Source organism: Pedobacter sp. W3I1 (assembly GCF_030816015.1).
Lineage (GTDB): Bacteria > Bacteroidota > Bacteroidia > Sphingobacteriales > Sphingobacteriaceae > Pedobacter.
Genome location: NZ_JAUSXN010000001.1, coordinates 4577379 through 4599039, shown reverse-complemented (window position 1 = coordinate 4599039; position 21661 = coordinate 4577379). Strand labels below are relative to the sequence as shown.

At 45.3% G+C, this 21661-nt stretch carries 16 protein-coding genes; 9 read left to right on the top strand and 7 right to left on the bottom strand.

Features of this window, described 5'->3' with window-relative positions:
• Positions 1-4 precede the first annotated feature (4 nt).
• The 4 genes from QF042_RS18710 to ilvN are packed head-to-tail and all read left to right on the top strand — an operon-like array spanning position 5 to position 5085.
• Positions 5-1054 carry an HlyD family secretion protein gene (locus tag QF042_RS18710; RefSeq protein WP_307531209.1) on the top strand — a complete coding sequence of 350 codons (1050 nt, stop codon included), beginning with the start codon at positions 5-7 and terminating at the stop codon, positions 1052-1054.
• Positions 1051-2685 (top strand): MFS transporter, encoded by a 1635-nt coding sequence (locus tag QF042_RS18705; RefSeq protein WP_307531206.1) that lies wholly within the window; start codon positions 1051-1053, stop codon positions 2683-2685. The genes QF042_RS18710 and QF042_RS18705 overlap by 4 nt, the downstream gene beginning before the upstream one ends.
• A 58-nt stretch (positions 2686-2743) precedes the next feature.
• Positions 2744-4474, top strand: a complete 1731-nt coding sequence (ilvB, locus tag QF042_RS18700; protein ID WP_307531204.1) for a biosynthetic-type acetolactate synthase large subunit — start codon at positions 2744-2746, stop codon at positions 4472-4474.
• An 8-nt stretch (positions 4475-4482) separates the two neighbouring features.
• Entirely contained in the window at positions 4483-5085 is a 603-nt protein-coding gene (gene ilvN, locus QF042_RS18695) for an acetolactate synthase small subunit (RefSeq protein ID WP_307531202.1), read from the top strand.
• A 231-nt stretch (positions 5086-5316) separates the two neighbouring features.
• Here the strand turns inward: ilvN and mug are convergent, their stop codons facing one another.
• The 4 genes from mug to QF042_RS18675 all read right to left on the bottom strand — a co-directional run bounded on the left by mug (position 5317) and on the right by QF042_RS18675 (position 8612).
• Positions 5317-5814: a G/U mismatch-specific DNA glycosylase gene (gene mug / locus QF042_RS18690; RefSeq protein ID WP_307531201.1), complete on the bottom strand. Its 498-nt coding sequence runs from the start codon at positions 5812-5814 to the stop codon at positions 5317-5319.
• 223 nt (positions 5815-6037) lie between these two features.
• On the bottom strand, positions 6038-6916 hold the full coding sequence (locus QF042_RS18685; protein WP_307531200.1) for an aldo/keto reductase: 879 nt from the start codon (positions 6914-6916) through the stop codon (positions 6038-6040).
• A 79-nt stretch (positions 6917-6995) separates the two neighbouring features.
• A complete protein-coding gene (locus tag QF042_RS18680; protein ID WP_307531198.1) occupies positions 6996-7517 on the bottom strand; it encodes a hypothetical protein in 522 nt (173 codons plus the stop codon).
• A 471-nt stretch (positions 7518-7988) separates the two neighbouring features.
• Positions 7989-8612 (bottom strand): alpha-ketoglutarate-dependent dioxygenase AlkB, encoded by a 624-nt coding sequence (locus QF042_RS18675; protein WP_307531196.1) that lies wholly within the window; start codon positions 8610-8612, stop codon positions 7989-7991.
• Positions 8613-8894: 282 nt separating this feature from the next.
• On the opposite strand from QF042_RS18675, the gene QF042_RS18670 reads away from it, so the two are divergent.
• The 3 genes from QF042_RS18670 to QF042_RS18660 are packed head-to-tail and all read left to right on the top strand — an operon-like array spanning position 8895 to position 14386.
• Entirely contained in the window at positions 8895-9632 is a 738-nt protein-coding gene (locus QF042_RS18670; protein WP_307531194.1) for an ImuA family protein, read from the top strand.
• Positions 9633-9637: 5 nt separating this feature from the next.
• Complete coding sequence (locus tag QF042_RS18665) at positions 9638-11149, top strand: DNA polymerase Y family protein (RefSeq protein ID WP_307531192.1); 1512 nt, start codon at positions 9638-9640, stop codon at positions 11147-11149.
• 6 nt (positions 11150-11155) lie between these two features.
• Positions 11156-14386, top strand: a complete 3231-nt coding sequence (locus QF042_RS18660; protein WP_307531191.1) for an error-prone DNA polymerase — start codon at positions 11156-11158, stop codon at positions 14384-14386.
• Positions 14387-14657: 271 nt separating this feature from the next.
• Here the strand turns inward: QF042_RS18660 and ligD (QF042_RS18655) are convergent, their stop codons facing one another.
• The 3 genes from ligD (QF042_RS18655) to QF042_RS18645 are packed head-to-tail and all read right to left on the bottom strand — an operon-like array spanning position 14658 to position 18178.
• Positions 14658-17459, bottom strand: coding sequence for a non-homologous end-joining DNA ligase (gene ligD / locus QF042_RS18655; RefSeq protein WP_307531189.1), 2802 nt, complete (start codon positions 17457-17459; stop codon positions 14658-14660).
• Positions 17460-17483: 24 nt separating this feature from the next.
• Positions 17484-17942, bottom strand: coding sequence for a helix-turn-helix transcriptional regulator (locus QF042_RS18650; protein ID WP_307531186.1), 459 nt, complete (start codon positions 17940-17942; stop codon positions 17484-17486).
• 53 nt (positions 17943-17995) lie between these two features.
• Entirely contained in the window at positions 17996-18178 is a 183-nt protein-coding gene (locus tag QF042_RS18645) for a YtxH domain-containing protein (RefSeq protein WP_307531185.1), read from the bottom strand.
• 135 nt (positions 18179-18313) lie between these two features.
• On the opposite strand from QF042_RS18645, the gene QF042_RS18640 reads away from it, so the two are divergent.
• Positions 18314-18475 carry a hypothetical protein gene (locus QF042_RS18640; protein ID WP_307531183.1) on the top strand — a complete coding sequence of 54 codons (162 nt, stop codon included), beginning with the start codon at positions 18314-18316 and terminating at the stop codon, positions 18473-18475.
• Positions 18476-18515: 40 nt separating this feature from the next.
• Entirely contained in the window at positions 18516-21467 is a 2952-nt protein-coding gene (gene ligD / locus QF042_RS18635) for a DNA ligase D (RefSeq protein WP_307531181.1), read from the top strand.
• Positions 21468-21661: the final 194 nt, after the last annotated feature.

Below are 21661 nucleotides of genomic sequence, written 5' to 3'. Positions count from 1 at the left end.
GAAAATGAAAAAAGAAATTAATAAAGTCCATCCTGAAAATTTAGTGATTACAGTTATCGGGATAGCGCTGCTTGTTGCAGGCGCAATATATTTTTTTCAGTACTGGAAATACAGTACGGATTTTGAAGAAACCAATGATGCACAGGTTGAGGCCTATATCAATCCGATATCTGCAAGGGCCGGAGGATATATTTCACAGGTGCGGTTTAACGAACACCAGTTGGTAAAACAGGGTGATACACTTGTTGTGCTGGATAACCGTGAATACCTTGCCCAGTTGGAATCTGCCGAGGCAGCAATGGATGATTCCGAAGCACAGATAACAGTTCTTAAGGCAGCCATAAATTCCGCTCAGACAGGGACCCGGATCAATAGAGATCAGATTAATGGTGCAAAAGCGAAATATGTACAACAGGAACAGGATATCAAACGCTATAAAAACCTGGTAAAGGAGGAGGCGGCGACCGGGGCTGACCTTGAACAGGTGACTGCGCGCTATGACGTTGCTGCGAGCGATTACAACGGAGCGAAAAACGGACTGATAACAAGTGAAGCCAGAATTGCAGAATTATCGACGCATTTTGCCCTTTTACAGGCAGATATTAAGCGCAAACAGGCGGCACTGGAACTGGCAAGGCTTAACTTTTCCTATACTGTTATCAGGGCACCATATAGCGGCAGGCTTGGAAGAAAGAACATTATGGAAGGCCAGCAGATCCAGAGCGGACAGCCATTGGTGAGCATTATCAACGAGGGAGAGAAATGGATCACCGCAAACTTTAAGGAAACTCAGGTTAGTGAAATGTATACAGGACAGCCTGTAGAAATCAAAGTTGATGCACTAAAGGGCAAGGTATTTAAGGGCCGGATCATAGCGATTTCAGGTTCAACAGGTTCGCGTTTTTCGGTGCTTCCTTCGGATAACTCGACCGGGAACTTTGTGAAGATTATTCAACGTGTACCTGTAAAAATCGCGTTTTTGAATGGTGAAGAAAGTAAGGTAATTGTTGGTATGAGTGTGAATGTAGCTGCAAAAATAAGACCAAAATCATGAAATCCGTACACTTTAAAGACTGGGTGACCGGGTGGCATTGGGGAGTGCGGATTGCGCTTTTCCTGCTGTTGCTATCCGCCCTGTCACAATTGGGGATGTTTGTACTTACCCAGAATTATATGGTCGGGTATCTAGGTGCCCAGCCCGAGGACATATCATTTGCAGTAATGTGTACATATGCCGGCATCATTACCGTTATCCCGTTACAGTTCCGCTTCTTCAGGTATTTTCAGGCGCAGACTTATTTACTGGGGAGCCTGATCGCAGCAGTTGTGCTGAACGGGCTCTGCATTTACTGCAGGGACATCAACCTTTTTTTGCTGATCAGGTTTTTTCAGGGGGTGCTGACGGGGAATGTTCTTGTTTTTACCCTCCTGTTGATCTTTACACGGTTGCCCTCAGAAAGGGTGAAAATTATTGCGCCGGCTGTATTTTATGGTACTATATTAAGTAATACAGTGGTTATCGGTCTGGTGGCGGGTCTTGTGGTCGAATCTTCGGACTGGAAAGTGAGCTATTATTACCTTATTTTTTTCCAGCTGTTGATGATCATTGTTGTGCTGCTGATGTTAAAACGTACTTCGGCGGGGAAGCGGTATCCACTTTATCAGATCGACTGGAGCGGTATGATAATTTTTGCGTGTACGGCCTTATCACTGGGCTATACGATAATTTATGGATCCAAATATTACTGGTTTTCAGATGGACGGATCATTTATGGTACAATTGCCACAATTGCCGGTGGAGGTATGTTTCTCTACAGACAACATATTCTTAAAAGACCTGTTATAGCCCTTAAGGTATTCAGGTCGCGGAGCTTTTTGATCGGTGTAAGCCTTTTGGCGATATATTACGGAAGTAAGGATAGTATTAACCTGATCTACAACTATGCCACAGGTGTGCTTAAATGGACTACCCTGGAGGTAATGGAGCTCGGGTTGTGCAACGTCTTAGGTATGGTCGGGCTTTTAATAGTCTCGATCAGACTGCTGCTCGCGCAAAGAGTAAAGTTGAAGATTCTTTTTATATGTGGTTTTGCATTGATGGGATCTGTCAATATTTGGATGTCTTTTTTTCTGACACCGGACCTTTCTTTCTCAGATATCATATTTCCTGTGTTGTTGCAGGGGGCAGCATCAGGCTTACTGTTCGTTCCGCTAATGATATTTGTACTTTCTTCGGCACCTGCAGATACTGGGTCAACAGGGCTGCTGGTTGCTGCGTGTACCCGTTTTACGGCAACGCTGAATTCATTCGCGGGATTTTATAACCTTCAATTGTACTTCAATCAGAAGTTCAGGGAAGGATTTCTCGGGTATCTGACTCCGGAAAACCAAAATATGGCCGAACGTCTGACTTTTTACCGTGGGCTATATGCTTCCAAAGGTTTTAGCAGCGAACAGGCATCGGCGCTGGCCAATTCAGCGATATGGCAGAACCTCAACCAACAGGCGCAATTGCTTACCAACCGGGCAGTGTTTATGGTGTTTGGGGTGGTGCTTCTTAGCATTTCAGTGGTGCTTGTTTTTATACCTGCTATTGGCAAAAGCTGCACCTGGGGAAAGACCAGAATTAACATTTCCAGGTTGAAAGGCAAAAGCGCTACAGATTTGAGCTTTCAAAAGATCTAAACTGGAGCAAGGACTGAATTACAATACGAACATCAATAATATATCATACTCAAACAAAATGAATACCGCACAACAGCAAAAAACAACAGAAAAACAGACCGTTCGGATATCCGGCTCCGTTGCTATACTTGAAGCATTGGTTGCCGAAGGCGTCGATGTCATTTTCGGGATTCCCGGAGGTGCCTCGATTGCGATTTATGATGCACTTTATGATTATGGCGAAAAACTGAAGCATATCCTTGTCCGTCATGAACAGGCCGCAATCCATGCTGCGCAAGGTTACGCCCGTACATCGGGGAAAGTGGGGTTGGCCCTTGCAACCAGCGGACCAGGAGCAACCAACCTGATAACCGGAATTGCAGATGCAATGATCGACAGTACACCCGTAGTGTGTATCACTGGGCAGGTTTTTGCCCATCTTTTGGGAACTGATGCCTTTCAGGAAACAGATATAATCAATATTTCAAGTCCGATTACCAAGTGGAATTATCAGGTTACCGAAGCTGCGGAAATTCCTGGTGTGCTGGCTAAGGCATTTTATATTGCAAAAAGCGGGCGTCCGGGTCCGGTGCTGATTGATATCACGAAAAATGCACAATTAGAGTTGTTTGATTATAAAGGTTATACTAAGTGCAATCACATCAGGAGTTATAGGCCGAAGCCTGTTATACGCGAAAAGTATATTGAGCAGGCCGCTGAACTGATCAACAAAGCTGAAAGGCCGATGGTCATATGGGGACAGGGTGTGATTCTCGGAGGGGCAGAAAAAGAATTTAAAGCTTTCATCGAAAAAGCGGGGATTCCAAGTGCCTGGACGATTTTAGGTGCCGGTGCGGTTTCCAATGACCATCCTTTGAATGTTGGCATGTTGGGCATGCATGGTAACTATGCGCCAAACCTGCTCACCAATGAGTGCGATGTATTGATTGCTATCGGAATGCGTTTTGATGATAGGGTTACAGGGCGCTTAGACCGTTATGCACTTCAGGCAAAGGTTGTACATCTTGATATTGATCCGGCTGAGATTGATAAGAACGTAAAATCGACGGTAGGTGTCTGGGGCGATTGTAAAGAAACACTGCCTATGCTGACTGCCCTTATCCAGGAGAAAGTATACGACGACTGGCTGGGAATGTTCAGGCGTTTCTATCTGGAGGAGCTTGAAAGGGTTGTAATAACAGAATTGAATCCTCTTTCTGGAGAAATCTCTATGGGAGAGGTTATCCGGCATCTTAACAGTCTGACTAAAGGCGAGGCAATTGTGGTTTCTGATGTTGGACAGCACCAGATGATAACCTGCCGTTATACAAAATTCAATAAGAGCCGTAGCAATGTGACCAGCGGCGGACTTGGCACAATGGGATTTGCGCTTCCCGCTGCTATAGGGGCCAAATATGGGGTACCGGAAAGACCAGTGGTGGTTGTGGCGGGCGACGGCGGATTTCAGATGACCCTGCAAGAGCTTGGTACCATTATGCAAAATAAAATAGACATTAAGATCATTATTTTGAACAACCGTTTTTTGGGTATGATCCGCCAATGGCAGGAACTCTTCAGCGAAAGCCGGTATTCATTTTCGGATATAGAAAGTCCTGATTTTGTGGCGCTGGCAGCCTCTTACCGGATTGAGGGAAAATGTGTTTCGGAAAGGGACGAACTTTCTGGGGCGCTGGAGGAAATGTTCAATAGTAAGGGTGCTTTTTTACTTGAAGTTAAAGTGGCCAAAGAGAATAACGTATTTCCTATGGTACCCCAGGGTTGTGGAGTTGGTGAAATCAGGCTTAGCTAATGGGATATATGAAAGAAGTAACAGAAAAACAGGAATTTAATATCAGTGTATACAGTGAAAACCATGTTGGGCTTTTGAGCCAGATTGCCTCTGTATTTACACGTAGGAAAATTAATATAGAAAGCCTGAATATTTCACCATCCGAGTTGAAAGGTATTCATCGCTTCTGTATCATGATCTGCGAGGCTGAGGTCGTGGTCCGAAAACTCCTGAAACAGATTGAAAAGCTGAATGAGGTGATCAAAGTTTATTGTCATTTGAATAGCGAGGTAATCTGGCAGGAGCTGGCTTTGTACAAGATGCCGGCCAAAGTAATCCAGGAGGAGTTTAAAGTCGAAAGGCTATTGCGTAAATTTGGCGCAAGGGTTGTTGTAATACGCAAAGACTACGTAGTTTTTGAAACCTGCGGGCACCGGGAAGAGACAGATAATTTATTAAACGTTTTACAGTTTTTCGGCCTTGTTGAGTTTGTAAGGAGTGCAAGAATAGCGATAGTCGAAAGTTCTGTCGGGTTCCATGAAAAGCTAAAGGAATTCGAAAGATTAGATCCTGCACACCTCAGTTTTTCATTGCAGGGAGGAAAAGCAGGAACAGCTAAGGTAATTGTTTAAGGTCATGAAAAGGATTGTATCTGTCCAGGAATCCTTGGCAGATCATCCGATCGTGTGAGCTTTGCATGTGTGTCAGCGTTTCAAAGTTGTAAAAAGCAATTCAAGTAGCTTTTTTTACAATTTTTGGTCTCTTGGGAGATATAACGGGGGATTGCTTTGGACTGAAAGATGCCTTTTAATTAAAATCAAATCTCAGGGACTGCCATATGTCTGCATGCTAAACTGGACCTTTTAGGTCAGCGACCTTTGGAGCGCTGAGTAATGGTCAACAAGGTCGTTAAGCCTAAAACCACGGTTTAAACCACTCGGGTTAGGTAATATCCAAATTCTAGCACCGCAGAATTTTTCTTCCTGCGGTCCCCATGATAGTTTCTTTTTTCCCGTAAAGGCCATATAGGCTGCTTTGCCGAGGAAGGCGATACATTGAGGTTTATAGAATATCATTTTATTTTTAAAGCTTTCAATTGAACTGGCGAATTCAGTATTGTCAAGCTCGTCCGCACGCGCGGTCGCCCTGGCAACAGCTGTGGTTAGCCCATACGAAAATTGCAGGATACTCAAATCGCTTATGGGCTCGATTTCATATGGTGTAAATCCGGCTAGGTGCAATGTTTTCCAGAAGCGGTTGCTCCGCCCCGAAAAATGATATCCGTCAGATGCAGATTTCAGTCCCGGATTGATCCCGCAGAATATCACACTTAAATTATTATCGATTATATCAGTTAACATTTAACACGGTTTTTGGCATATGCTCTATTTAACTCTATTTTCCAGCCCATTATTTTAACAGATATGAAAAGTAATATCCATACTAACTTCCTGCACTTTTAGACACAGACCGCACCATCAGGGGACCTAAAGATTGCCCGGATGTTCTTTTTGATATTTTACATTTCCCTTGAAATATTGGAGCGCAGAAATCAATGTTTTCAAGGCTAGGCTTTACAACATCTTAACTTCCTTTAGCAATAAAACCCGGTACTCCCGTTTTTACTACCTGGTTGTACCGCTGTCTGGTATCGATCTGGTTGATCTTCTCAAATTCTTCCTCTGGCAATGAAATGATGTCGAAATTTTCCTTTGCCCGGGCCGCACTTTTGGGTGTGGTGAGTAAAGCTGTACCTCGCTGTACCGCCCAGCTTAATAATACCTGTGCCGGCGTTTTTTTGACACGCTCCGCAATTTCCATTACCACTTCATTCTCAAGAAGCCCTGGTCTGATTCCATGCCCCAAAGGCGCAAAGGCCAAAAATACAATACCTTTTTGCTTACAATATTCAAGTAGTTCGTTTTCGGGAAGGTATGGATGTGATTCAATCTGGATGGCAGCAGGTTTGATTCTCGCTGCCTCATATATAGGAATAAGCTGTTCTAGGTTTACATCCGATAAGCCGATTGCGCCACATCTGCCGCTGTCTACGAGCATTTCCAACGCCCTCCATGTGTCAAGCAAGCTTACTTCTTTATCATAAATTACATTTCCGTCATCGTCGCGTGGATCCTGCTCTTCGCCAGCTTTGAAGGCAAACGGAGTATGGATCATGTAAAGGTCAATATAGTCCAGCTGTAGTCTTCTAAGACTTCCCTCAAATGCTGCCTCCACATTTGCCGGACGGTGGTTTGTGTTCCACAATTTTGTGGTCACAAAGATATCCTCTCTTGGAATACCGCCCTTTGCCATTCCCTCCTTCAGTGCCTGTCCCACTTCAGTTTCATTGCGGTAACGTTCCGCGCAGTCAAAATGCCGGAATCCAGCTTCCAGCGCATCCTTTGTCGCTGTTATAGTAACTGCCAGGTCGGGAATAAGTGTTCCAAACCCCATTATCGGCATTTTTATTTTGTTAGTTGATTTTTCCATTTTATAATTCTTTCTATTTCTTAATCATTTACTGCCGGGTGCCGGCATACCTCTATTTACTATTTTCTTTAACCAGGTTGACAGTCTGAAGAGCCAGTTCTCCTGTTATATTTATTCTTGTGTCCTTTTTAAAACCAAAGGTTTCAAAAAATACTATATTCTCATTTTCATGATCGCTGATCCAGATCACCTGCTGCATCGTTGTGATCATAAGACTCTTATCAAATAACGATTTCCTGATCATAGGATCCGCATATCTTTTCAAGACCCCAAAATCCGTGATCTTTGCCATCGTCCTATGTTCAAAAATTTCCGGCCTTAAACCCTTAGAAGTTATTTTGCTGTATCCTGCAGGCTCATTGTCCACATATACGATCAGGTACTGATTCGACATACTGTTCAGTTCAGCCCTTAAAGTCTCTTTGTTAAAGTTTGCCTGGATGTACTCTTCAAGTTGCTCATCTACAATTTTTCCTGAAAACTTTTCCCTGGCTAACGCTTCCGCTATAAAGGCCAGGTCATTGGTTCCTTCTTCGCTCCCGATTGTAAATTTTGTTATGATTTTATATTCCATTTTAATTGAGTTTGATCACGCCTACCCATCACTATCCATATGCAAATTTCTGCCTAAATAAACTTTAAAGATGGATGATAATGCCTCAGTATTAGTCGAAATAGCCTATGTCTGTGAGGGTTTCTTCCATTCTAAATGCGGTTAATATAGTATAGCAAAACAGTACAATCTGGATTTCTATGATTTTTCAGCAAAGCATATCTAATTATATTAATAATTTAATCAGGTAGTTCATTGCCTTTTTTACAGTCTATAGGTTATTTGCTGATATCAGCTATTATCATAATTGACAGAGTAAGGTATTGATGATACGGACTCGGTGAAGAACTGAACGAACTTAAGAAACTATAGCTGAGTTTGATATTTGACTCAAGGCCAGGATCTTCCCTGAGTTACTAAATCGGAAATCAAAGTTTTGAGCGGGGCACCTGCACAAAAATGGTTGGTTGTTTAGCTAAATAGGAGGAAAGCTTAACTAATCAAATAAACTGGTTTACTCGATTCTGAAATGCGGAAAGTCAGATTGATCCTTGGACCGATATTGCGTGCTGTTTTTGGCACGTGATGTTCATAGTGATCCTGCATCTTCTCATCCATTAGCAGAAAACTTCCGTGCGTCAGTGGTATATCCAGCCCTTCAATATCTTTTCTGAATTTGTGGCGTACCTTAAAAATCCTGGTATCACCAAAAGTTACTGATGCAATGTGATGATGTTTACCGTCAGCAGGAAGCGTATCGCTGTGCCAGGCCACGGAATCTTTTCCGTCACGGTACAGGTTCAACAGCACCCGGTCAAAGCTGATGCTGCAGGTATTTTCTATTGCTTGTTTGATTTCCAGTAACATGGGTGTCCATTCATAGCCGTTTACGCCACCATAATAGGCCGTCAGCCTGGGGTCAGCCACCATCTTGTCATACATTTTTCGCATGCGCTGCTGCCATGGCGTTTTGGTTAAAAGAACTTTGTAATAATGATCTGCCTCATTTTTGTTAAAAAAATGCTGCCACAGCCTCAGTTCAGTATCAGGGATATTGAAAGCTATGTACCGCTTTATGCCTCCGTCAAATAATGCTGTTTCTCCAAAAAGATTCATGTTATAAAATTACAACCCTAATTGATAAACTAAAAATATTAGCAAAAGTTGACTTTTTTATGATTTTATTTTTAGGGAAATGAATCTGGGTATATAATGATAGTTAGTTGATTCCGCTACATTATGGCAGTTTTGGTACAGAATGATTGTGTTTCCGCCTTATTTTGCTCATCACATAAAATAAATGTTTTCCACATTTTAACAATTGCTAACAATTTTAGTATTAATTTTGTTGTTTCATTTTAGGATGCTCATCGAGAGGCATAAAATAAGGGAGGGCAAATGAAAGCAAACAGGGAATTGATAGATAAATTGCAGCAGGATATCCTGCTGTGGCAGGGCTTTAAGCCGCAGGTTGCAGGGAAAGCCGACGCTATTGGCCTCGGGGCAATAGAAACTGCATTTCCCAACGGCGTTTTTCCTAAAAAAGCAATCCATGAATTTATTACCATTGTTCCCGAAGATGCTGCTGCTACAGATGGTTTTATTGGTGGCCTGCTGGCTGTCCTGATGAAGGGCGGTGCAGCCTGTGTCTGGATCAGCACCTCAAGAAAACTGTTTCCACTTTCCTTACTTCTTTTCAACGCCGATCCTGAACGCATTATTTTTATGGATGTGCAGACCGAAAAGGATGTATTGTGGATCATGGAAGAATCATTGAAATGCGAAGGACTTGCGGTGGTCGTTGCAGAACTTGCTGGACTCAGCCTGGTTGAATCCCGCAGGTTACAGCTGGCCGTGGAACAAAGCGGCGTTACCGGATTTATCCTGCGCAAAGATGAGCGTAAGGCCGCAAGTACCGTAGCGACCGCCAGGTGGAAAATTTCTCCGTTACCAAGTGTTACTGAGCCGGGAATGCCCGGGCTTGGTTTTCCGCGCTGGCAGGTAGAACTGCTGAAAGTAAGAAGTGGTAAGCCGGGCAGCTGGGTGATGGAATGGGCGGGTGATGCCTTCAGACAGCTTGCTCCAGAACAAAACGATATATTATGGTCTGAACCAAAGCACAAGCAGATTGGATAGGCGTTATGATGCAAAAGCGTTATGTATCGATCTGGTTCCGCCACCTGCTGGCTGACTGGCAGCTGATCCGCCGCCCTGAACTAAAGGACGTGCCTTTTGTTTTTGGGGCACCCGATCATGGACGCAATATGATTACCGCTGTTAGTCCTCTCGCTCACGCGCAGGGAATAGAAGTTGGCATGAAAGCAGCGGATGCCAAAGCGATCTGTCCGGGCCTTGAAGTACTGGATGATAAAACAGGCAGGGCAGCTTCGCTTCTGAAAGCCATTGGAGAATGGTGCATCCGGTATTCCCCAATTGTGATGGTGGATGATTTTTCTACGGATGGCCTGTTTATGGACATCAGTGGTTGCACCCACCTTTGGGGAGGTGAAAGGGAATACCTGAAAGAGATTGTTTCCAGGTTAAAAACAAAAGGTTATACCGTCAGGCTTGCCATGGCAGACACGCCTGGTGCAGCGTGGGCGATTGCACGCTTTGGAAAAATAACACCGCTTATCGCGCCAGGCGATCATGCATCCGCATTGCTGCCTTTACCTCCGGAGGCTTTGCGCCTTGATGAAATTACATTAAACAAATTGCGCAAGCTTGGCTTTTACCAGATCAAAAGTTTTATCGGTATGCCCCGCTCGGTATTACGCAGACGTTTTGGGGAGGACTTTTTAACACGGCTTGCCCAGGCACTTGGCAGCAGCGATGAAATCCTAAAACCACTACAGGTTCTCGAACCTTTCCAGCAGCGCTTGCCCTGCCTGGAACCGATTAAAACGCGAAACGGAATTGAAATCGCGATCACTAAACTGCTGGAAAATCTGTGTTTGCACCTGCAAAATGAAGGGAAAGGATTACGAAGCGCAGTGCTGACCTGCTACCGGATTGACGGCAGGGTGGTTCAGGTTAATATTGGTACCAATGCGGCAACGCATAACGTTAGCCATCTGTTTAAACTTTTTCAGCTCAAAATCGATCAGATCCGCCCGGCCTTGGGTATTGAACTGTTTGTACTGGTTGCGCCCAAAGTGGATGAAGTAATCCCAGGGCAGGAAGCATTATGGACGACGAAGCCCGGCCTGAACGATCAGAGCGTGATCCGCCTGCTTGACCGTATAGCAGGAAAAGTAGGAACAGGGGCGATCCATCGCTACATACCTGCTACGCACTACTGGCCGGAACGTTCAGTGAAAAACTGTGTCACTACCACTGAAAAATCCGGTACCGATTGGCGCCTGGACAATCCGCGGCCGACCGAACTGCTTTCACGCCCAGAGGCTATAGAAGTCATGGCGCTGATACCTGATCACCCGCCAAAGTTTTTCATATACAAGGGCGCTAAACATGATGTGGTAAAGGCCGATGGACCGGAACGGATCGAAAGGGAATGGTGGATGGATAAGGGTGATCACCGGGACTATTACCGCGTAGAAGACGAGCAGGGCAGAAGGTACTGGCTATTTCGTTTGGGCCATTATGACGGCGGTCAGAAATACAAATGGTTTATTCATGGATTTTTTGCTTAAAAGAAAATGGAATACACTGAATTACAAGCCACTTCAAATTTCAGCTTCCTGCGCGGAGCTTCACATCCAAATGAGCTCATTGACCAGGCGGCGGCTTATGGCTATAAAAAAATTGCCATCACTGACCGCAATACCCTGGCAGGCATTGTACGGGGTTATGCTGCGGCTAAGGAAAAAGATATTCAGATCATCCCTGCCTGTAGGTTGGACTTACTGGATGGACCAAGCCTGTTAGCTTATCCGACAGACCGCGAAGCTTATGGTCGGCTTTCGGCACTGCTCACCAAAGGCAACCTCCGTGCGGAAAAAGGTAAATGCCACCTACATAAAGCGGATGTTTATGAACACGCCAAAGGCATACTTTTTACCATAGTCATGCCGGGTGTGCTGAACCGCCATTTTAATTTTGAGGATTCTTTTGTTAAACACATCAGTGAATATAAAGAAGCTTTATCGGGACAGCTTTATCTTTCTGCCACACGCAGTTACCTGGGCAATGATGATAAACTGATCTTTCGCATCCGCCAGCTTTCTGATTGGTATAACATCCCTGTTGCAGCAACAGGCGATGTACATTACCATGAGCCGGCACGCAGGGAATTACAGGATATTTTAACCTGTGTGCGTGAAAAATGCACCATCCAGGAAGCCGGTTTCCGTTTACACCAGAATGCAGAACGTTATTTAAAGCCGGTCGAAGAAATGCACCGCCTGTTCCGTAAATACCCCGAGGCGATCAGTAATACCATGGAAATATCAGAAGCCTGCACGTTTTCTTTGAATGAGCTTAAATATGTATATCCCGAAGAGATCAATCAAAGTGGCCACTCGCCGCTGGAAGAACTCGAATACCTGACCTGGAAAGGTGCGCATGAGTTTTATGGCGAAGTAGTTCCTGAAAAGGTAGTAAATATGATCCATTATGAGATGGCTTTTGTCAAACAGATGGATTATGCCAATTACTTTCTGTTTGTGGAGGATATCGTCCGGGAGGCACGCTCCCGGGGAATACTTTGCCAGGGGCGTGGATCTGCAGCGAATTCTGCAATCTGTTTTGTTCTGGGGATCACTTCGGTTAATCCGATGAAATTTGATGTGCTCTTTGAGCGCTTTATTTCTCCTGCCAGGAATGAGCCGCCGGATATTGATGTTGACTTTGAGCACGAGCGGAGAGAAGAGATCATCCAGTATATTTATGATAAGTATGGCCGTGACCGGGCGGCCATTGTAGCTACGGTCACTCAGCAACATCAGAAAGGGGCGATCAGGGATGTGGGCAAGGCCATGGGATTATCGGTGGATACGATAAACCGACTTTCCAGTTCGATCTGGGAATTTACCGATGAATGGTTTGAGGGAAAGCGGGTAACGGAGCAGGGCTTAAACCCCGATGACCCGCACCTGAAAAAAACATTAGAGTTGACCAGGCAGATGATGGGCTTTCCCCGTCAGCTCGGCCAGCATACAGGCGGATTTGTGGTGACCCAGGGCAAACTCACTGATCTCTGCCCGATCCTCAACGCCCGTATGGAAGACAGGACTAATATCGAGTGGAACAAGGACGATATTGATGCATTGGGCTTTTTAAAAGTGGATGTGCTGGCACTGGGCATGCTGACCTGTATCCGCAAATGTTTTGATCTTTGCAGGGATCATTATGGCAAACAGTTCACGCTTGCCAATATCCCCCAGGATGATCCCGATGTTTATGATATGATTTGTCTGGCGGATACGCTGGGTGTTTTTCAGATTGAAAGCCGGGCGCAGATGTCCATGCTCCCAAGGCTAAAGCCAAGGGAATTCTATGATCTTGTGATCGAGGTGGCCATTGTCCGTCCCGGACCGATCCAGGGAGATATGGTGCATCCTTACCTGCGAAGAAGGAATGGAGAGGAGCCGGTAGTATATCCCTCAAAAGAACTAGAGGAAATCCTGGGCAGGACCTTAGGCGTTCCGCTATTTCAGGAACAGGCCATGAAAATTGCGATTGTTGCGGCCGGTTTTACTCCTGCCGAGGCTGATGGTCTGCGGCGGAGTATGGCTACTTTTAAATTTAAGGGGCTGGTAAACCAGTATGAAAAGAAACTGATTGATGGCATGCTCGCAAAAGGTTATACCCTTGAATTTGCCAAACGCATTTTCAAACAGCTCGAGGGTTTCGGAAGTTACGGCTTCCCGGAAAGCCATGCCGCCAGTTTCGCCCTGCTGGTTTATGTATCCTGCTGGCTGAAACATTATTATCCTGATGTTTTTGCAGCAGCGCTTTTGAACAGCATGCCGATGGGGTTCTATCAGCCTGCACAGATTGTAATTGATGCGCAGAAGCATGGCGTTGAGGTGCGGGAAGTAGATGTGAACTGTTCTTTATGGGACAATAGGCTGGAAGAAAAGTCGGGAAAGTATTTTGCACTTCGTCTGGGATTCCGGGAGATTAAAGGGATCCGGGAGGATGAAATGGATATCCTGGTAAACGGGAGGGGAGATGGTTATCAAACAATCACTGCCCTGCGTGATGCGGGGGTATCACTTGGCGCTTTGGAAAAGCTGGCAGATGCGGATGCTTTCGGTTCCATGGGTATGGATAGGCGCAAGGCGCTTTGGGAGGTCTCTGCTTTGCAGGATATGCCTGTGGAGCTTTTCAAGGGGCAGGTCTCGGAAAGTGTATTGGAAACGCAGGTGTCGCTGCCGCTGATGAGCAAGGGTGAACATGTGGTTCAGGATTATGCTACTGTTGGTTTATCCCTGAAGGCACATCCGGTGAGTTTTGTGCGCGCCCAACTTGATATGCTCAATATCCGTTCGTGCCATGCGATCAATAATGATGCAACCGATGGGCAACTGGTAAAAGTAGCAGGTTTGGTCCTGGTCCGCCAGCGCCCCGGAACGGCTGGTGGGGTGTGTTTCATTACAATCGAAGATGAGACTGGGTTTTCCAATCTGGTGGTTTTTGAAAAGCTCTTTGAAACTTACCGGAAAGAGATCCTGCATGCGAGGCTCCTGATGGTGGAAGGCCGCTTGCAGCGGGAAGGGCAGGTCGTTCATGTGATTGTCAGCAGGTGTTTTGATTTTACCAAAATGCTGAGCAAACTCGTTCAAAGGGAAATGGATGATCTGCCGGTGCTGACCTTGGCCAGGGGAGATGAGAAGTCCGCTCCTTATCTAGCCCAGAACAAAAGAGCACAGGTCAGGGAAGAAGTGCCAAAGGATGCTTTCCATGGCGGCAGGAATTTTAAGTAAAAAGTGAAGGATGGTTACGACGGAAAGAAAGTATATCGCTCGAAGCTAATGACTGCGCCTGATTTCTCTTTAGCTATAGGCGCGAGGTAGATATTGGCGAATTTGCTTCATTATTTCTCGCTTTTCGAAGTTTCTTTTATTGTTCGTTATGTTGTTTTTTGAAGCCATATAAAAACAATCATTAAATGATTTTGGTGGATAAAAGGAAACGGGCGGGGCGGTACTTTTACTGTTCCATAAAAATTCAATTATTGCATTTGTTAAGCATGCTTTAAAATAGTTGGCGCAAGATCTTTGTGTTTTTGGATTTGATCTTTAGACTCTGCAGGTCTTTCCATAGATCGCCTTTTTCCTTTAATCTTACCAGCATATTTTCTACTGTAAAGTCTGATGGTTTGATATCGTTGTTAAGTTCATTCCATTCCAGGGGTGCAGAAACATTAGGCTCCCTGGCCGGCCTCACCGAGTAAACCGATGCAAGTGTATCGCCTTGATCGTTCTGGGAGAAATCTACAAACAGCTTTTTACCCCTTTTTTCCACAGAAACTTCAAGCGTAGTGAACAGGGGTACCCTATTATGGATTTCAGCGCAGATATGTTCTGCCAGCTGCCTCGCCTGCGGATAGGTGAAACCTTTGCAGGGGATGAATATATGCATACCTGTCTTGCCCGATGTTTTAATAAAGGCAACAAGACCTTTTTCCTGTAAATATTTCCTTGCCGCCTGCGCGGTTCTTATCACTTTTTTAAAGTCTTCATCAGATGGATCAAGGTCTATGGCGATATAATCAGGCTGCTCAGGGTTTGAAGTAACCGAGTTCCACGGGTTGATGTCGATGCAGCCGAGATTGATCAGCCATAACAGGGAAGGCAGGTTATTGCAAACCGCATAATCGATTACATCTGCTTTGCTCTTTACTTTATGTTTCCTTACTGTAGAGTGAATATCCATAAAATCTGGCTCGAAGCCTTCCATATCCTTGATATAAAACCCCGGTGCTCCGGCGCTGATATTTTTGATATACAGGGACAATGGACGGTTTTTGATATGTGGTAATAGGTATTCAGCAATACTATTGTAATAGGCAATCAGGCCGGCTTTATTGAGCCTTTTCCAAAGTTTCTTTTCGATATTGGTAAGTTGCAGGGTTTCTTTTTCAATCACTATCGTCCCTTCAGATTTGATCTTCTCTTCAAAAATTTTGTTCCAGTTGCTCTCCGTTGATTGCTTGCTGCGGGTAGAGCGTTTGTTCTTTAATTTGGGGAAAAGAGCGCCAATGGTAGCATGTATAACCTGCCTTACCATTTCCCCTTCATCGCTCGGTTCATCCAGTATTTCCGGGCCAGCCAGCTCAGCTTCCAGTTCCGCTTCTTCTTCATTGGTCTTTGATTCAACCTCTCCGGCATTGCTGCGGTTGCTCTGCCAAACCTTTGAATGGCTGTCCATTGCGATTTCTAGTATAGTAAGGCCGGAAATAACAGACTGATCCTTTTTAGTGATATCCATATCAAGTTCTTCGCCGTCCTTAACCTTGGTCAGCAGCCAGGCATTTTCCGCCTTGCCGTAGGTTTTCACCAGGTTGAACCTGCCCTTGAGTTTTTTTCCGTGCAGGACAATACTGAGTTTGTTTTTATAGTAAGAGGAAAGCAACCAGTGTTCCTGCTCTTTTTTGCCCAATATTTTTTCTGCCGGTTCGTATGTGCCCTGGTCCCATACCATAACCGTACCCCCGCCATACTGTCCCTCGGGGATAATTCCCTCAAAATCTTTATAATCAAAAGGGTGGTCTTCCACTTCCATGGCCAGGCGGTGGTCTGCAGGATCCATAGATGGCCCTTTTGGTACTGCCCATGATTTTAGTACACCCCTGATCTCCAGCCTGAAATCATAATGCAGATGGGAGGCATTGTGTTTCTGGACCACAAAAAGCAGCTTTTCACTTTCGGGGCTGCCTCCTTCAGGTTCAGGCGTAATATCGAAGCTTCGTTTTTTATGATACTTGTCAAGATCAGGATTCTTGATATTTTCCTGATCACCAGCATTTATTTGCTGTTCCTCTCCGGATTCTTCTTCCTGCTGCTCTTGCAAAACCTCTTCCAAGGCCTGAATTTCCTGTGGCACTTCGAGTACCACATCTTTTGGGTCTTTATCTTTACGGAATCCCAGGAAGGTAGCAGGTTTGCGTATCCTTCCGGATTTGGTCCAGGTGGCAAATTCAAAATTGGCAACAAGGTGGGGTTTAACGTAATGGGTTTTAGCACCTTTTGTGTCCAGGATTTTGTTTTCAAAGGGCGATTTTGAGGTTTCAATCTCCTGTAACTGTTTTAGGATACCCGGCATTTCCGACTGTTTGTACCCTCCACCAGAACGCCCGATCCATTGCAGCTTTCCGTTTTCATAAGCCCCAAACAGCAGGGATTTGAAAGACCTCGATTTATCAGATTCCGCCCATCCACCGATCACGAATTCCTGGCGCTTACGTGTAGGAACCTTCAACCATTCATATCCCCTCGATCCGGGGATATAAGTGCTGTCTTTTTTCTTGGCAACAATCCCTTCCAGGTTATCTTCCAGTACTTTTTCATAAAGCGCCTTTCCATCTTCAAAACTCTCACTGAATAGGAAAATATCGTTTTTTTTAATAAGGGTTTCCAGGAGCCCTTTGCGCTGGTAAAGGGGAAGCTCCATCAGGCTGTTCCCATCAAGGTACAACAGGTCAAATACGCAGTAACGGATGGGTGTTCTTTTGCCGTTATAAAGCTGGAGTGTATCAAAATCAGGTTTGCCCTCCTCATTCAGCACCACAACCTCGCCGTCGATCATCAGGTCATGGCTCAGTGACAGTAAGGCCTCGGCAATTAAGGGATATTTAACTGTATAATCCAAACCGCTGCGGGAATTCATCCTCACCTGTTTATTTTCTACCCTGGAGATCATGCGGTAGCCGTCCCATTTGAGCTCATACAAATATTCCCCGCTTTCAACGGGCGCTTTTACCAGGGTACAGAGCATCGGATCGACATGCTCAGGCATGCCCCCGGTATCCGGATGATGGTTTTTGCGTTCTGCCATAGCTTTAGAACTTAACTGTTACCGTTATTTTGACAGGTAGAAATAGAACATCGCCTTAACGGTTTTGCCCATAGATCTTTTGCCCGTTATCCAGTCAGAGATGCTTTCCCGGTCAATTCCGGTTTCGAAGGCAATTTGCTTGATCCGTAGTCCCTTTTGCTGCATTTTTTTTTCGATCCATGAAACGTTGACCACATCGGTTGGAGCGGGTAAAACAGCATTTGCGGTAACCTGTATTTCAAATCCCGGAAGCCGCTTCTTGAGCAGTTCTTCGGTACGTTTAACAAGCATCTGCCGGGTGGCATATTTCCCCGAGGATGTTTCGTCCTGGCTCGTTTCCACCTGTATCACATTGCCATCAACCGAATGGATTTTAAAATCCATATTGGACTGCTGTGAATGGCGTTCAGCTGCCTTCTGCAGTGCTGTAATCTGCTCTGCGCTTAAAAGGGATTCCAGGTAATGGATATTCTGTATGCTCATTTTTAATTGTTTCGTTTAAAAAAAGAAAAGGCCACGTGTAGCGGCCCGTCCTGTTAAAGCTCGGGCAGATGCCCGGCCTTTATGTCATTTGTGGCGGTTTTTGCTTTCTCTATCCACCCCGGTGCTTTTTCCTTTAGCTCGTCAAGTTTAGAATAACCCAGTATGTCTTTTTTAGTCAGGTATTTAATCCCTTCATAAATCGCGATGCCGATAAGTGCATGTTTAATAAATCCCATAATCATCTTTTTATTTTTTTAACATACCCAATGCCCATTTAGTTTTTATTTGCCGCTGTTTAGTTTCAATCAACCCAATTAAAACTATAGCCGTTTAAAGCTGTTATATAAAAAATTCACCTAAATTTTTTAATTATGCCAAGAGGAACAAAAGTGGAGCGGAATTCAGTTTCCAACCAGGCCCATGAGATTAAATACGAAGCAGATAAACTCGATGTAAAACCATCTGAGATCAGGGAAGCTAAAAAAGGAGCATCCAACCAGCGTAAGGATATCGAAAAGAAGGTAAAAAAATAAAGAAGCCCCGAAGGGGCTTTTTGGTCTTTAAAGATTTGAAATGAAGATTGCTACCTATAACATCAATGGTATAAACGGCAGGCTGGCTATACTCCTGCGTTGGCTTGCCCGGGCAGGGCCGGATGTGGTATGCCTTCAGGAACTCAAATGTGAAAGCGGCCATTTTCCCGAAAAAGCAATCAAAGATGCGGGTTACCATGCCATATGGCGCGGCGAAAAAAGCTGGAATGGCGTGGCGATCCTCTCCAAAGAACCCATCAGACAGCTAAGGGAGGATCTCCCGGGGGAAGATGAAACCTTTACCCATAGCCGCTACATCGAAGGATTTACCTTTGGTATAGTGATCGGATGCCTGTATCTTCCAAACGGAAATCCCTATCCCGGGCCAAAATTTGATTATAAACTCCGCTGGTTCTCGCGTCTCTCCCGGCACGCAAAAACTTTATTAAATACCGGCCTTCCCGTCATGCTCGTTGGGGATTATAACGTCATGCCAACCGAACTGGATACCTATAAGCCCGAAAAGTTCAAAGACAATGCCCTGTTTAGAACAGAAAGCAGGGAAGCCTATGCCGCGCTCGTAAACCAGGGATGGACCGATGCGATCAGGACACTTTTCCCAGGTGAGCGCATTTACACATTTTGGGACTACTTGCGCAATGCTTATGGCAGGGATGCCGGCCTGCGTTTAGATCATTTCCTGTTAAATCCACTTCTTGCAGCGCGTTTACAAAAAGGAGGCGTTGATAAAGAAGTCCGTGGTTGGGAGAAAGCCAGTGATCATGCGCCCGTCTGGATCGAACTCGGAGAGACTGCCGGGGCCATTGAAGACCAAAGCCAGGCCATTAAAACAGCTGGAAACAGTCATAAAGACAAAAAAAGTATCAAAAAGAGCGGCACTAAAAGCAAAATCAAAAATAAAACAGCCTTAGCAATAAGTAATGATATTCAGGAACTACTGGATAAAGCGCCCACCGAAAAAATGCCCAGGGAAATCAAAGCAATGAAAGCCACCCAGGTAGACAGGCCTTTTAATGATCCGGAATGGTTATACGAAATCAAGTGGGACGGCTACCGGGCGCTGGCCTTTGTAGAAAAAGGCAAGGTAGAGCTTGTATCGAGAAACAACCTGCTTTATGACCAGTTTTCTCCTATCAATAAAATACTGGAAGGCTGGGATATGGATCTTGTGCTGGATGGCGAAATTGTAGTGCTGGACGAAATCGGTATGCCCGTTTTTGGCGCCCTTCAGAACTGGAGAAGTGAGAAAGAACTCAACCTGGTATTTTATGTGTTCGATATCATCTGGTATGATAAAAAGTTGTTAACCGCCTATACCCTGAAAGAGAGAAGGAGTATCCTGGAAGCCGTATTGCCCGGGCAGGATGGCAGTATAGTAAGGCTCAGCCATTTTTTCGATGCAGATGGTGAGGCGTTTTATCAGACAGCCAAACGCATGGGACTTGAAGGCATTATTGCCAAAAAAGCCGATAGCACCTATACAGGAGATATCCGCTCACGCGACTGGCTAAAGGTTAAAGCCAAGCTCCGCCAGGAAGTAATCATCGCCGGCTACACGCAAAATGAAGGTTCCGGTAAGTTTTTCAGTGCTTTGGCCCTCGGGGTATATGATTCATCCGGCGTGCTGCGTTACATTGGCAAAGTGGGCACCGGATTTAATGATGCCCTGCAAAAAGATCTTTTAAAGCGCTTTGCGCCATTGGAAACAAGTGCCTGCCCCTTTGATATCGAACCCGATGTGGATGAACCTTCGAGGTTCCGCCCCCGCAGGCTCGGTGCAAAACCCACCTGGCTGCTCCCGGAGCTGGTATGCGAAGTGGAGTTTGCCGAAATCAGCCGGGACGGAAGGCTGCGACAGGCCTCTTTTAAGGGACTGCGTACCGATAAAGATCCTATGGATGTGGTACTGGAGATTCCCGCTCTTATCACAGATATAGTGGAAGAACCCAATGAGTATATAGATGATTCCATACAGCTTGTTGAAAAAGCAAAAAAAAGTTCATTAAAACTTGCCGGGCCAAAGTATACGATGCCGGATAAGTTGCTTCTTGAGGGCAAAGCTGAAACAGTAGAGAAAAAAATCGACGGGCACCTGATCAAATTTACCCACCTGAACAAACTTTACTGGCCGGAGGATGGGATCAGCAAAAGGGACATGTTCAATTATTATGATCAGGTAGCACCCTATATGATTCCTTACCTGGTAGACAGGCCAATGTCCCTGAACAGATTTCCGGGCGGCATCCATGGCCAGAGTTTCTATCAGAAAAACGTAGCAGAAACCGCTCCGGACTGGGCGCATACCATGCCACATACCAATGAAAAAGGGGAGGAGAAAGAATACCTGCTCGGATACGACCGCGCAACACTGCTCTGGATGGCCACACTTGGGTGCATAGAAATGAACCCCTGGTTCAGTCGCGTATCCTCACCAGACCATCCCGATTACTGCGTAATCGATCTGGACCCCGATAAAAATACTTTTGAACAGGTGATCGAGACAGCAAGGGTAACCCATTCGGTCCTGGATGCGATGGGCGTGCCTTCGTATGCAAAAACTTCAGGATCAACCGGTATCCATATCTATATCCCCCTGAGCGCAAAATACAGCTATGACCAATCACAATTATTTGCCCAGGTGGTAGTTAAACTCGTTCACCGTGAACTGCCATCCTATACCACACTGGAACGGATGATCTCCAACCGCAAGGGAAAAATGTACCTCGATTTTTTGCAGAACAGGCCAGGCGCCACCATTGCCGGCGTGTATTCCCTCAGGCCCAAACCAGGTGCCACCGTTTCCATGCCGCTTGATTGGGAAGAGGTGAAACCCGGTCTTACCATGCGCCATTTTACCATCCATAACGCACCGGATAGGTTAAAAGAAACCGGTGATCTTTTTGCAGGTGTTTTAGCTGAAGGTATCGACATGGCCACTGCCATCGCCAAAGCCAGGGAAACTTTTGGTTAACTTTAAAAACTTTCGTCGGTTAAGGATGGTTATTAATGGTGATGAGAAAATTGCATTCTTTTGAGTGGCTTTTGATCTGCCTGATACTGGCTACATTTACTGACGCAATAATGGTTGCTTTAGCGCGGAATGACCGCACAGCGGCCATTCCAAAGTGTTATCCCGTTGTTGCGTTATGCCGTTAGTTACTGGTT

What these genes read in the sequence shown, in the direction of transcription:
- QF042_RS18710 (WP_307531209.1), top strand. Translation starts at nt 5, where the DNA reads ATGAAAAAAGAAATTAATAAAGTCCATCCTGAAAATTTAGTGATTACA.
- QF042_RS18705 (WP_307531206.1), top strand. Translation starts at nt 1,051, where the DNA reads ATGAAATCCGTACACTTTAAAGACTGGGTGACCGGGTGGCATTGGGGA.
- ilvB (WP_307531204.1), top strand. Translation starts at nt 2,744, where the DNA reads ATGAATACCGCACAACAGCAAAAAACAACAGAAAAACAGACCGTTCGG.
- ilvN (WP_307531202.1), top strand. Translation starts at nt 4,483, where the DNA reads ATGAAAGAAGTAACAGAAAAACAGGAATTTAATATCAGTGTATACAGT.
- mug (WP_307531201.1), bottom strand. Translation starts at nt 5,814, where the DNA reads ATGTTAACTGATATAATCGATAATAATTTAAGTGTGATATTCTGCGGG.
- QF042_RS18685 (WP_307531200.1), bottom strand. Translation starts at nt 6,916, where the DNA reads ATGCCGATAATGGGGTTTGGAACACTTATTCCCGACCTGGCAGTTACT.
- QF042_RS18680 (WP_307531198.1), bottom strand. Translation starts at nt 7,517, where the DNA reads ATGGAATATAAAATCATAACAAAATTTACAATCGGGAGCGAAGAAGGA.
- QF042_RS18675 (WP_307531196.1), bottom strand. Translation starts at nt 8,612, where the DNA reads ATGAATCTTTTTGGAGAAACAGCATTATTTGACGGAGGCATAAAGCGG.
- QF042_RS18670 (WP_307531194.1), top strand. Translation starts at nt 8,895, where the DNA reads ATGAAAGCAAACAGGGAATTGATAGATAAATTGCAGCAGGATATCCTG.
- QF042_RS18665 (WP_307531192.1), top strand. Translation starts at nt 9,638, where the DNA reads ATGATGCAAAAGCGTTATGTATCGATCTGGTTCCGCCACCTGCTGGCT.
- QF042_RS18660 (WP_307531191.1), top strand. Translation starts at nt 11,156, where the DNA reads ATGGAATACACTGAATTACAAGCCACTTCAAATTTCAGCTTCCTGCGC.
- ligD (WP_307531189.1), bottom strand. Translation starts at nt 17,459, where the DNA reads ATGGCAGAACGCAAAAACCATCATCCGGATACCGGGGGCATGCCTGAG.
- QF042_RS18650 (WP_307531186.1), bottom strand. Translation starts at nt 17,942, where the DNA reads ATGAGCATACAGAATATCCATTACCTGGAATCCCTTTTAAGCGCAGAG.
- QF042_RS18645 (WP_307531185.1), bottom strand. Translation starts at nt 18,178, where the DNA reads ATGGGATTTATTAAACATGCACTTATCGGCATCGCGATTTATGAAGGG.
- QF042_RS18640 (WP_307531183.1), top strand. Translation starts at nt 18,314, where the DNA reads ATGCCAAGAGGAACAAAAGTGGAGCGGAATTCAGTTTCCAACCAGGCC.
- ligD (WP_307531181.1), top strand. Translation starts at nt 18,516, where the DNA reads ATGAAGATTGCTACCTATAACATCAATGGTATAAACGGCAGGCTGGCT.